The 12,360-nt window shown below is 72.5% G+C and carries 9 protein-coding genes; 7 read left to right on the top strand and 2 right to left on the bottom strand.

All coding sequences use genetic code 11. The annotated features are described in order from the left end of the window. Positions 1 to 8: 8 nt before the first annotated feature. On the bottom strand, positions 9 to 626 hold the full coding sequence (locus ACFC79_RS22670) for a TetR/AcrR family transcriptional regulator (protein ID WP_376242800.1): 618 nt from the start codon (positions 624 to 626) through the stop codon (positions 9 to 11). 197 nt (positions 627 to 823) lie between these two features. Here ACFC79_RS22670 and ACFC79_RS22665 point away from each other — a divergent pair, with 197 nt between their 5' ends. The 4 genes from ACFC79_RS22665 to ACFC79_RS22650 are packed head-to-tail and all read left to right on the top strand — an operon-like array spanning position 824 to position 6,740. Next, on the top strand, positions 824 to 2,446 hold the full coding sequence (locus tag ACFC79_RS22665; RefSeq protein ID WP_376242798.1) for a carboxyl transferase domain-containing protein: 1,623 nt from the start codon (positions 824 to 826) through the stop codon (positions 2,444 to 2,446). Between the two features lie 13 nt (positions 2,447 to 2,459). Continuing rightward, the gene (locus ACFC79_RS22660; protein WP_376242907.1) at positions 2,460 to 4,607 is read left to right on the top strand and encodes an acetyl-CoA carboxylase biotin carboxylase subunit; all 2,148 of its coding nucleotides are present in this window, start codon (positions 2,460 to 2,462) and stop codon (positions 4,605 to 4,607) included. Beyond that, positions 4,604 to 5,542: a hydroxymethylglutaryl-CoA lyase gene (locus ACFC79_RS22655; protein WP_376242796.1), complete on the top strand. Its 939-nt coding sequence runs from the start codon at positions 4,604 to 4,606 to the stop codon at positions 5,540 to 5,542. Before ACFC79_RS22660 ends, ACFC79_RS22655 begins: the two co-directional genes overlap by 4 nt. A 31-nt stretch (positions 5,543 to 5,573) precedes the next feature. Further along, complete coding sequence (locus ACFC79_RS22650) at positions 5,574 to 6,740, top strand: acyl-CoA dehydrogenase family protein (protein WP_376242794.1); 1,167 nt, start codon at positions 5,574 to 5,576, stop codon at positions 6,738 to 6,740. 88 nt (positions 6,741 to 6,828) lie between these two features. Here ACFC79_RS22650 and ACFC79_RS22645 read toward each other — a convergent pair whose 3' ends face one another. Then, positions 6,829 to 8,439 carry a beta-N-acetylhexosaminidase gene (locus ACFC79_RS22645; RefSeq protein WP_376242792.1) on the bottom strand — a complete coding sequence of 537 codons (1,611 nt, stop codon included), beginning with the start codon at positions 8,437 to 8,439 and terminating at the stop codon, positions 6,829 to 6,831. A 308-nt stretch (positions 8,440 to 8,747) separates the two neighbouring features. Here ACFC79_RS22645 and ACFC79_RS22640 point away from each other — a divergent pair, with 308 nt between their 5' ends. The 3 genes from ACFC79_RS22640 (at position 8,748) to glmS (ending at position 12,109) form a co-directional block, all read left to right on the top strand. Beyond that, positions 8,748 to 9,680 carry a DUF4429 domain-containing protein gene (locus tag ACFC79_RS22640; protein ID WP_376242790.1) on the top strand — a complete coding sequence of 311 codons (933 nt, stop codon included), beginning with the start codon at positions 8,748 to 8,750 and terminating at the stop codon, positions 9,678 to 9,680. Between the two features lie 199 nt (positions 9,681 to 9,879). Then, a complete protein-coding gene (locus ACFC79_RS22635; RefSeq protein ID WP_073783215.1) occupies positions 9,880 to 10,155 on the top strand; it encodes a hypothetical protein in 276 nt (91 codons plus the stop codon). A 124-nt stretch (positions 10,156 to 10,279) separates the two neighbouring features. Next, a complete protein-coding gene (gene glmS, locus ACFC79_RS22630; protein WP_376242788.1) occupies positions 10,280 to 12,109 on the top strand; it encodes a glutamine--fructose-6-phosphate transaminase (isomerizing) in 1,830 nt (609 codons plus the stop codon). Positions 12,110 to 12,360: the final 251 nt, after the last annotated feature.

The raw sequence follows: 12,360 nt of genomic DNA, 5'->3' as shown, positions 1-12,360 counted from the left end.
CGGAGGCGCTACCGGCGGGCCGCCGCCGCGAAGGCGCCGCGCGCCAGCCGGTGCAGCAGGGCGGCCGTGCCCGCGCGGTCCGGCTGCGCGCCGGGGCGGGCCAGGTGCGGGGTCGAGTTCAGCAGTCCGAAGACGGCGTGGACGGCGGCCCTCGCCTCGTGTTCGGGCAGGTCCGGGTACAGCTCGCGGACCACCTCCACCCACACCTCGACGTACTCCCGCTGGAGCCGGCGGACCTGCTTGCGGTCGGCGTCCCGGAGGCGGTCCAGCTCGCGGTCGTGGAGAGTGATCAGGGGGCGGTCGTCGAGGGCGAAGTCGATGTGCCCCTCGATGAGCGCGTCCAGCAGGGCCTGCGGCGAGCCGTCCGCGCGGGCGGCGTCCTCCGACACGCGCAGCCGCCCGCCCGCGAGGAGCCGCTCGCTGATGCCGACCAGCAGTTCGGCGAGCATCGCGTCCTTGCCGGGGAAGTGCCGGTAGAGACCGGGGCCGCTGATGCCGACCGCGGCGCCTATCTCGTCGACGCCGACGCCGTGGAAGCCGCGCTCGGCGAAGAGCCGGGCGGCCTCCTTGAGGATCTGCTCGCGGCGGGTGGGGGCCGCGACGCGGGCGGCGGCATGGGTGCTCATGGGAATTCATTCTAGACAACGCTGTTAGCGATCGTTAACCTGAAACCGAGAGACGTTAACGCTCATTAACCATCGCGACCCGACGGGACTCGGTCCGACGGGGGCGGCCCCGGCGACACCACCGCCGGACCGCACCCGACGGCGACCGCCGGGTGGCGACCGCGACCACTGCGGTACGGGCAAGGGGGCTCGACACGATGCAGCAGGCACCGGTGCTGGCGAGCGCGGCCGATCCCGCCTCCGAGGCATGGCAGGCCAACGAGGCGGCACATCACGCGCTCGCCGACGAGCTGCGAGGGCGGCTCGCCACGGCCAGACTGGGCGGGGGTGAGAGGGCCCGCGCACGGCATGTGGCGCGCGGCAAGCTGCTGCCCAGGGACCGGGTGGACACCCTGCTCGATCCGGGCTCCCCGTTCCTGGAGCTGGCCCCGCTGGCGGCCGAGGGGCTGTACGGCGGCGCCGCCCCGGCGGCCGGGGTCATCGCGGGCATCGGCCGGGTCGGCGGCCGGGAGTGCGTGATCGTCGCCAACGACGCGACCGTCAAGGGCGGCACGTACTACCCGATGACCGTGAAGAAGCACCTGCGGGCCCAGGAGGTGGCGCTGGAGAACCGGCTCCCCTGCCTGTACCTGGTCGACTCGGGCGGCGCCTTCCTGCCGATGCAGGACGAGGTCTTCCCGGACCGCGAGCACTTCGGGCGGATCTTCTACAACCAGGCCCGGATGTCCGGGGCGGGCATTCCGCAGATCGCCGCCGTCATGGGCTCGTGCACGGCGGGCGGGGCGTACGTCCCCGCCATGAGCGACGAGGCGGTGATCGTCCGCAACCAGGGCACGATCTTCCTGGGCGGTCCGCCGTTGGTGAAGGCGGCGACCGGCGAGGTCGTGACGGCGGAGGAGCTGGGCGGCGGCGAGGTGCACTCCCGCACGTCCGGCGTGACCGACCACCTCGCCGAGGACGACGCGCACGCGCTGCGGATCGTGCGGAACATCGTCGCCACCCTGCCGGAGCGCGGGGCGCTGCCCTGGACGGTGCGCCCGGTCGAGGAGCCGAAGGCGGACCCCGCCGGACTGTACGGGGCGGTCCCGGTCGACTCCCGGACCCCGTACGACGTGCGCGAGGTGATCGCGCGGGTGGTGGACGGCTCGCGGTTCGCCGAGTTCAAGGCGGAGTACGGCACGACGCTGGTCACCGGCTTCGCGCACATCCACGGCCACCCGGTCGGGATCGTCGCCAACAACGGCATCCTGTTCTCCGAGTCCGCCCAGAAAGGCGCCCACTTCATCGAGCTGTGCGACCAGCGCGGCATCCCGCTGGTCTTCCTCCAGAACATCTCGGGCTTCATGGTCGGCCGCGACTACGAGGCGGGCGGCATCGCCAAGCACGGCGCCAAGATGGTGACGGCTGTGGCCTGCACCCGCGTCCCCAAGCTGACGGTGGTGGTCGGCGGGTCGTACGGCGCGGGCAACTACTCCATGTGCGGCCGGGCCTACTCCCCCCGCTTCCTGTGGATGTGGCCCAACGCGAAGATCTCCGTCATGGGCGGCGAGCAGGCCGCGTCCGTCCTCGCGACGGTCAAACGCGACCAGCTCGGCGACGACTGGAGCACGGCGGACGAGGAGGCGTTCAAGGCCCCGATCCGCGAACAGTACGAGACCCAGGGCAACGCCTACTACGCCACCGCCCGGCTCTGGGACGACGGCGTGATCGACCCGATGGAGACCCGGCAGGTGCTGGGGCTCGCGCTGACCGCGTGCGCCAACGCCCCGCTCCCCCAGAAGGACCCTGCGGCGCCCGGCTTCGGCGTCTTCCGGATGTGAGGAACAGATGACGATGTTCGACACCGTTCTCGTCGCCAACCGGGGCGAGATCGCGGTACGGGTCATCCGCACGCTGCGGGAGCTCGGCGTCCGCTCGGTCGCCGTGTTCAGCGACGCGGACGCGGACGCCCGGCACGTGCGCGAGGCCGACACGGCGGTACGGATCGGTCCCGCGCCCGCCGCGCTCAGCTATCTGAACGTGCCCGCACTGCTGGACGCGGCCCGCCGCACCGGCGCGCAGGCCGTCCACCCCGGCTACGGCTTCCTCGCCGAGAACGCCGGCTTCGCCCGGTCCTGCGCGGAGGCGGGGCTTGCCTTCATCGGCCCGCCCGCCGACGCCATCGCGCTGATGGGCGACAAGATCCGGGCCAAGGAAACCGTCTCGGCGGCCGGGGTCCCGGTGGTGCCGGGCTCCTCGGGGACCGGGCTCACCGATGACCAACTCGTCGACGCGGCCCGGGAGATCGGCACCCCGGTGCTGCTGAAGCCCTCGGCGGGCGGCGGCGGCAAGGGCATGCGGCTGGTGCGCGACGCGGCGCTGCTCGCGGACGAGATCGCCGCCGCCCGGCGCGAGGCGCGGGCCTCGTTCGGCGACGACACCCTGCTCGTGGAGCGGTGGATCGACCGGCCCCGGCACATCGAGATCCAGGTGCTGGCCGACACCCACGGAAACGTGGTCCACCTCGGCGAGCGCGAGTGCTCGCTCCAGCGCCGCCACCAGAAGATCATCGAGGAGGCGCCGTCGGTCCTGCTCGACGAGGAGACCCGGGCGGCGATGGGCGAGGCGGCCGTCCAGGCGGCCCGCTCCTGCGGCTACGTCGGCGCGGGCACCGTGGAGTTCATCGTCCCGGGCAACGACCCCGCCTCGTACTACTTCATGGAGATGAACACCCGCCTCCAGGTCGAGCACCCGGTCACCGAGCTGATCACCGGCCTGGACCTGGTCGAGTGGCAGCTGCGGGTCGCGGCGGGCGAACGGCTGGCGCACGAGCAGGCGGACATCACGCTCACCGGGCACGCGATCGAGGCCCGGATCTGCGCCGAGGACCCCTCGCGCGGCTTCCTGCCGTCCGGCGGCACCGTGCTCGCCCTGCACGAACCGCAGGGCGACGGCGTGCGCACGGACTCCGGGCTCGTCGCGGGCGGCGAGGTCGGCAGCCTGTACGACCCGATGCTGTCCAAGGTCATCGCGTACGGCCCCGACCGGGTCGCCGCGCTGCGCCGGCTGCGCGCCGCGCTCGCGGACACGGCGATCCTCGGCGTCCCGACCAACGCGGGCTTCCTGCGTCGGTTGCTCGCCCACCCCGCGGTGGCGGCGGGCGAGCTCGACACCGGGCTGGTGGAACGCGAGGTCGACGGGCTGGTGCCCGAGGGCGTGCCGCAGGAGGTGTACGCCGCGGCGGCGCTGCTGCGGCAGGACGTACCGTCGGCCCCCGGGCCCCGCTCTGCCGCCGCGGCCTGGGTGGACCCGTTCTCGGTGGCGAGCGGCTGGCGCCTCGGCGGCACCCCGGCCCCGACCGTGCACCACTTCCGGCTGCCCGGCCACGAGCCGGTGCGGGTATCGCGGCGCGCCCGCGCGACGGGCGCCGAGCTCGCCTTCGGCCTCGTCGGGGAGAGCGGCCGTCCGCCGGAGCCCGCGACCGGCGCCTGCGGGCCGTCGGCCCCGACGCCCGGCGGCCCGGAGACGGCGCGCACGGTCGAGCTGACCGGGCGCCGCATCGTCCTCGAACTCGGCGGCGTCACCCACACGTTCACCCATGCCGCGTCCCCGGACGGGATCTGGCTGGGCCGGGACGGCGACACCTGGCACGTCCAGGACCACGACCCGGTGGAGGCGTCGCTGGCCGGGGCCGCCCGCTCCGGCGCGGACACCCTCGCCGCGCCGATGCCGGGCACGGTCACGGTGGTCAAGGTGGCGGTCGGCGACGAGGTCGCGGCCGGCCAGAGCCTGCTCGTCGTCGAGGCGATGAAGATGGAGCACGTCATCTCCGCCCCGCACGCCGGGACCGTTACCGAACTCGACGTCACCGCCGGTGCCACGGTCGCCATGGACCAGGTCCTCGCCGTCGTGGCCCCGTCCGAGGACGCCGCCCCCGCCCCCGGCGGAACCACCACGGACGCGCCCGCCGTTTCCGCCGCGACTCCCGGGGAGGACGCATGACACCCCGCACCCTGCCGATGACCGTGCCCGTCCAGGACCTGCCGCCCCGGGTGCGCATCCACGAGGTGGGTGCCCGCGACGGTCTCCAGAACGAGAAGTCCGTCGTGCCGACCGAGGTGAAGGCGGAGTTCATCCACCGGCTCGCCGCGGCCGGCCTGACCACCGTCGAGGCGACCAGCTTCGTGCACCCCAAGTGGGTGCCCCAACTCGCCGACGCCGAGGACCTGTTCCCCCGCCTCGCGGACATCGGGGGCGTCGCCCTGCCGGTCCTCGTGCCGAACGAGCGCGGACTGGACCGGGCCCTGGCGCTCGGCGCCCGCCGCATCGCCGTGTTCGGCTCCGCGACCGAGACGTTCGCCGCCCGCAACCTCAACCGCACGGTCGCCGAGTCGCTCGCCATGTTCGAACCGGTCGTCGCCCGGGCCAAGTCCGACAAGGTGCACGTCCGCGGCTACCTGTCGATGTGCTTCGGCGACCCGTGGGAGGGGCCCGTCCCCGTCCACCAGGTCGTCCGGGTCGCCAAGGCACTGATGGACCTCGGCTGCGACGAGCTGTCCCTCGGCGACACGATCGGCGTCGCCACCCCCGGCCACGTGCAGACCCTGCTCTCCGAACTGAACGAGGAGGGCGTGCGCACCGACACGATCGGGGTGCACTTCCACGACACGTACGGCCAGGCCCTGTCCAACACCCTCGCCGCGCTCCAGCACGGAGTGACCACGGTGGACGCCTCGGCGGGCGGCCTCGGCGGCTGCCCGTACGCGAAGAGCGCCACCGGGAACCTCGCCACCGAAGACCTCGTGTGGATGCTCGACGGCCTCGGCATCGAAACCGGGGTCGACCTCGACGCGCTCACCGCCACCAGCGTGTGGCTCGCCGAACACCTGGGCCGACCCAGCCCGTCCCGTACCGTCCGCGCGCTCTCGGTGCGGTAACCACCCGTCCCCACAAGGAGTGACACCTGCCATGTCCCTGGACCACCGGCTGACCGCCGAGCACGAGGAACTGCGCCGCACCGTCGAGGAGTTCGCGCACGATGTGATCGCCCCGAAGATCGGCGACTTCTACGAGCGCCATGAGTTCCCGTACGAGATCGTGCGGGAGATGGGACGGATGGGCCTGTTCGGGCTGCCGTTCCCGGAGGAATACGGCGGCATGGGCGGGGACTACCTCGCCCTCGGGATCGCCCTGGAGGAGCTGGCCCGGGTCGACTCGTCCGTGGCGATCACCCTGGAGGCCGGGGTGTCGCTCGGCGCGATGCCCGTCTTCCGTTTCGGCACGGAGGAGCAGAAGCGGAAGTGGCTGCCGCGGCTCTGCTCGGGCGAGGCGCTCGGCGCGTTCGGCCTCACCGAACCGGAGGCCGGCTCGGACGCGGGCGGCACCCGCACGACGGCGGTGCGCGACGAGGCCACCGGCGAGTGGGTGATCAACGGTGCCAAGTGCTTCATCACCAACTCCGGCACCGACATCACCGACCTGGTCACGGTCACGGCGGTGACCGGCCACAAGGAGAACGGCGCCCCGCTCATCTCCTCGATCATCGTCCCGTCGGGCACCCCCGGATTCACCGTCGCCGCCCCGTACTCCAAGGTCGGCTGGAACGCCTCCGACACCCGTGAGCTGTCCTTCAGCGATGTCCGCGTCCCGCTGGAGAACCTGCTGGGCGAGGAGGGCCGGGGCTACGCGCAGTTCCTGCGCATCCTCGACGAGGGCCGGATCGCCATCGCCGCCCTGGCCACGGGCCTGGCGCAGGGCTGTGTGGACGAGTCGGTGAAGTACGCCGGTGAGCGCCGCGCCTTCGGCAGGCCGATCGGCACCAACCAGGCCATCCAGTTCAAGATCGCGGACATGGAGATGCGCGCCCACATGGCCCGCATCGGCTGGCGCGACGCGGCGTCCCGCCTGGTGGCGGGCGAGCCCTTCAAGAAGGAGGCGGCGATCGCGAAGCTGTACTCGTCGACGGTCGCGGTGGACAACGCCCGCGAGGCCACCCAGATCCACGGCGGCTACGGCTTCATGAACGAGTACCCGGTGGCCCGGATGTGGCGCGACTCCAAGATCCTGGAGATCGGCGAGGGCACCAGCGAGGTCCAGCGCATGCTGATCGCGCGGGAGCTGGGACTGCCGGCCTGACGTGACGGCCGCGGCGGCGGGCCCGCGCAACGCCCGCCGCCGAACCGCGGCTGCCGGTCCCGGAACGCCCGGACCGGCACCGTTCACCTCATTCCGTCGCCCAGGGGACCTCCGGCGCCCGGTGGTAGTCGATGCCCAGCGCCGAGAACCTCGGCCCCTGCGCACCCAGCCGCGCCTTGTACGTGTCCCAGTCGTGCGTCGACGCGGGCGACCAGCCTAGCTCTGCCACCCCGGGCAGCCTCGGGAACGCCATCTGCTCGATCTCGTCGCTGTCCGTCAGCGTCTCCGACCAGAGCGCCGCCTCCACGCCGAGGACGGACCGCTCCGGGACGCCGTCCAGGTACGCCGCCGGGTCCCAGTCGTAGCTGCGCCGGACGGAGACGTAACCGGCCCAGGACAGGCCCAGTTCCGTGTCCTTGTCGTACTTCATGTCGAGGTAGCTGCGGTCCGCCGGGGACAGCACGAGTTTCGTGCCCTTCGCCGCGGCGTCCGCCACCTGCTCGCGTTCGGCGGCGCCGGTCCGGTCGTAGCCCCAGTACTGGGCGACCGCGCCCGCGACCGGCGTCGCCCCGGTCAGCTGGTGCCAGCCGATCACGGTCTTGCCGTACCTGCCGACGACGGCCTGCGCCTTGTTCATGAAGCTCACGTAGTCGTCGTGACTGGTGGAGTGCGCCTCGTCGCCCCCGATGTGGAGGTACCTGCCGGGGGTGAGCGCGGCCAGCTCGCGGATCACGTCGTCCACGAAGTCGTACGTGACGGACTTCGGGACGCACAGCGAGCTGAAGCCGACTTCGATGCCGGTGTAGAGCGGCGGCGCGGCGCCGTCGCAGTTCAGCTCCGCGTACGAGGCGAGTGCGGCGTTGGTGTGGCCCGGCAGGTCGATCTCCGGAACGACCTCCAGGTAGCGGGACGAGGCGTAGCGGACGATCTCCTGGTAGTCGGCCTTCGTGTAGTGGCCGCCCGGTCCGCCGCCGACCTCCGTGCTTCCGCCGTACGTGGCGAGCCGCGGCCAGGAGTCGATGGCGATCCGCCAGCCCTGGTCGTCGGAGAGGTGCAGGTGGAGCGTGTTCAGCTTGTACAGGGCCAACTGGTCGATGTAGCGCTTGACCTCGGCGACGGAGAAGAAGTGCCGGGACACGTCCAGCATGGCGCCCCGGTACGCGTAGCGGGGCGCGTCCTCGATCGTGCCGCCCGCGACCTGCCACGGGCCCTTCTGACGGCTCCTCTCCTCCACCCGGGCCGGAAGCAGCTGACGCAGCGTCTGGACACCATGGAAGAGTCCGGCCGGGGTGCGCGCGGTGATGGTGACGGATTCGGGGTTCGACCTCAGGGTGTAGCCCTCGGCACCCGATCCGCGGTCCTGGGGGTCGAGCCGGAGTCGGATGCCGTCGCCGCCGCGGCCGGTGACCGGCAGCGGGTGGCCGGTGGACGGGCGCAGCAGGCCCGCCAGGTAGTCGCCGATCCGCCGGGCCTCGCCGGAGTCGCCCTCGACCCGGATCGCGGTGTCGGCGGTGAGGGAGTACGGGGATCCGGCGGGCTTCACCCGGGCGGGGGCGGGCACCGTCCCGCCGAGCGGGCGCGGCGAGGTGCCGGTGGTGGCCGGGCGGCCGTCCGCCGCCGCTCGGGCCTGCGCCGCGCCGACGCCGGAGACACCGGCCGCCGTGACGAGCAGCAGCGAGCCGAGGAGGCGGGGAAGCACGGCGCGCCGGATGCCGCTCGGTGTCCGGCGTATCCGCCGGGCCCGGCGGATCCCGTCCCCCCGACGGGCCCACCGGGGAGACCGTCGAGCCCACCATGTCCACCGCGTTCGCCGTGTTCGCCGTGTTCGCCGTGTTCGCCGTGTTCCGTGCAGTCCCACATGCAGTCTCACGAGCCAGGTCCCTTTCGACGGGGTCGCACCTGCTGGATGTCCTGACCGAACCGAACCATCACCATGCGTATCGTCGGCTCCACATACAGTCAAGGTGTAGACCACAACCTCGTGCGGCGCCTGAGAGAATCCGTCGCATGGCGGAAATAATCCAGCGCGACGGGACATGGACCTTCGACGGCGAGGCGGTGCGGATCGTGCCCGGCCGGGAGAAGGGGGTGCATCCGCTCCGCCAGGAACTGGGAGAGCGTGTCGTCCCGCTCCACGCCCTGGCGGGCATCGCCTTCGAACCGCGCCGCAAGGGCGGCAGCCTCCGCCTGCGGCTGCGCGACGGCGCCTGCCCGATCCTGCGCGCCGCGAACGGCCGGCTCAAGGACGCCGCCGATCCGTACCAGCTGGCCGTGGAGAAGGACCGCACCGGGGTGGCGGAGTACTTCGTCGACGAGGTACGCAACGCCCTGCTGGTCGAGCGGGTGCCGTCCGGGCCCACGGACGGCTTCCTGCTGCCGGGGCCCGCGGTGCCGGTCGCCGGCGGCGGCGGGGACGGCACCGCCTCGTTCGACGGGAAGACCATCCGTCTCACCTGGAACTGGAAGGCCAAGGAGGTCAAGAGCTCCGGTGGCCCGGTCACCTTCCCGGTGTCGGAGGTGACCGAGGTGCACTGGATGCCCGCCATCGGCCTGGAGAACGGCCATCTGCGCTTCGTCCGGGGCATCCCGGGCCGGAGTTCGGCCCCGGCCACGGCGGCCGAGTACGACCTGTACGCGCTGGACCTGTGGGGACTGTCCAAGAAGGAGTACACGGCGGTGCTGGTCGCGGCCGCGGTCCTGGTCCGGCTGCCGGGCGGACCGGAGGCCGACGCGGGTGACGGCGACGGCGCGACGGACGCGAGCCCCGCGGAGCTCCCGGCCCCGGCGCCCTCCCCCGCGCCCGGCGCGGACGCCCCTCCGGCCGACGACCACGACGTGCTGCTGCGACGCCTCCGGGAGCTCGGTGAACTGCATCGGACGGGAGTGCTCACCGATGACGAGTTCACCGCCGCCAAGCAAGCCGTCCTGAGGCGCCTCTGACCGCCCCGGAACCCCCCTGGCCCCTTCCCTGGCCCCGTGGAGCGCTTCCCGGGCCCCTTCCGGAGCGCTTCCGGAGGGGTCCGGGAGCCCCTCCCCCCGGTACGCGTTCCAGGGCGTCCGAGACCGTGATCACACCATCCCCTGCCCGATATCGGGCAGAATTGTTGCGTAAGCGCTCCGACCGCCGCAGTATCGACGGGTGCTCGAACGCCGTCCGTCGCACGACGACCTCATCGACCACCTGGTGCGCAGCACCGCGCTCCAGCGCGGCGAGGCCGCCCGGGTGGTGCTCGACGTGCTGGCGTACTTCGACGAGACGACCGACGACTTCGTCCGCCGCCGCCACCGGGAACTGCAGTCCGGCGGCCTGGTGAACGCGGAGATCTTCGAGCGGATCGCCGCCGAACTGCCGCACCGGGCGGTCGCACCGCCGGAGCTCTCGCTCCGCCAGTTGCGCCGCATCGTCTACGGCTGACCGGACCACCCACGGCCGGGCCACCGGCATCGGGCCCGGGCAGCAGGCAGCGGGCAGCAGGCATTGAGCGTTCGGCGTCGGGCGTCGGGCACTACAGGTTCATCGATGGAGGGGCAGAGACTCTATGTGCGGAATCGTCGGATATATCGGAAAGCGTGATGTGGCCCCGCTGCTGCTGGAGGGGCTGCAGCGGCTGGAGTACCGGGGGTACGACTCCGCGGGCATCGTCATCACCGGCAAGGCACCGGCCGGGAAGCCCGCCGTCCTGAAGTCGGTCAAGGCGAAGGGCCGAGTCCGCGAGCTGGAGGCCCGCGTCCCCAAGCGTTTCAGCGGCACCACCGGCATCGCGCACACCCGCTGGGCCACCCACGGCGCCCCGAGCGACGAGAACGCGCACCCCCACCTGGACGCCGACAACAAGGTCGCCGTCGTCCACAACGGCATCATCGACAACGCCTCCGAGCTCCGTGCGAAGCTCGTCGCCGACGGCGTCGTCTTCCTCTCCGAGACCGACACCGAGGTGCTGGTCCACCTGATCGCCCGCGCCCAGGCCGAGACGCTGGAGGAGAAGGTCCGCGAGGCGCTGCGCGCGGTCGAGGGCACGTACGGGATCGCCGTGCTGCACGCCGACTTCAACGACCGGATCGTGGTCGCCCGCAACGGCTCGCCGGTCGTGCTCGGCATCGGCGAGAAGGAGATGTTCGTCGCCTCGGACGTCGCCGCGCTGGTCGCCCACACCCGCCAGGTCGTCACCCTCGACGACGGCGAGATGGCCACCCTGAAGGCCGACGACTTCCGTACGTACACGACGGAGGGTTCGTCCACGACGGCCACCCCGACCACCGTGGAGTGGGAGGCCGAGTCGTACGACATGGGCGGCCACGACACGTACATGCACAAGGAGATCTGCGAGCAGGCCGAGGCCGTCGACCGGGTGCTGCGCGGCCGGATCGACGACCGGTTCGCCACCGTGCACCTGGGCGGCCTCAACCTGGACGCCCGCGAGGCCCGCGGGGTCCGCCGGATCAAGATCCTTGGCTGCGGCACCTCGTACCACGCGGGCCAGATCGGCGCGCAGCTGATCGAGGAGCTGGCCCGCATCCCCGCGGACGCCGAGCCCGCCTCCGAGTTCCGCTACCGCAACCCGGTCGTCGACCCGGACACGCTGTACGTCGCGGTCTCCCAGTCCGGTGAGACGTACGACGTGCTGGCCGCCGTCCAGGAACTCAAGCGCAAGGGCGCCCGGGTGCTCGGCGTCGTCAACGTGGTGGGCTCCGCGATCGCCCGGGAGGCCGACGGCGGCACGTACGTGCACGCCGGCCCCGAGGTCTGTGTCGTCTCCACCAAGTGCTTCACCAACACGGTCGTCGCGTTCGCGCTGCTCGCCCTGCACCTGGGCCGGATCCGGGACCTGTCGGTCGCGGACGGCAAGCGGATCATCGAGGGGCTGCGCAGGCTGCCCGCCCAGATCGACGAGATCCTGGCGAACGAGGACGAGATCAAGCGGCTGGCCGCCGAGTACGCGGACGCCAGGTCGATGATGTTCATCGGCCGGGTGCGCGGGTACCCCGTCGCCCGCGAGGCGTCGCTGAAGCTCAAGGAGGTCTCGTACATCCACGCGGAGGCGTACCCGGCGTCCGAGCTGAAGCACGGACCGCTGGCGCTGATCGAGCCCGCGATGCCGACGGTCGCGATCGTGCCGGACGACGACCTGCTGGAGAAGAACCGTGCCGCGATGGAGGAGATCAAGGCCCGCAGCGGCCGCATCCTCGCCGTCGCCCACCAGGTGCAGGACAAGGCCGACCACACCATCGTCGTGCCGAAGAACGAGAACGAGCTGGACCCGATCCTGATGGGCATCCCGCTCCAGCTCTTCGCGTACCACACGGCGCTGGCCATGGGCCGGGACATCGACAAGCCGCGCAACCTGGCGAAGTCGGTCACCGTCGAGTAGTGGCGCCACCCGGGCCGCCCGCCCGCTCCGGGCGGCCCACCCGCTCCACCAGGAGCCCCGCAACGGCCCCGTGCCCGCCCGTCCCGTCACGGGAGGGGGTACGGGGCCGTTCCCGTGCCCCCGTCATCCGTACCGGCGGCTCCGAACCGAACTCCCCGCGCCGGGACGTGCCCGTGTCGGCGCGCGCCGGTCGGCCTCCGCGGCGTCCCTAACCGGCCTCGCGCACGGCTGCGGGATGACCGATACCGAAC

The sequence above is a fragment of the Streptomyces sp. NPDC056061 genome (genome assembly GCF_042266885.1).
Taxonomy (GTDB): Bacteria; Actinomycetota; Actinomycetes; order Streptomycetales; family Streptomycetaceae; genus Streptomyces.
Note: the sequence above shows the minus strand (reverse complement) of the source record. Positions and strands in the feature narration are given on the sequence as shown.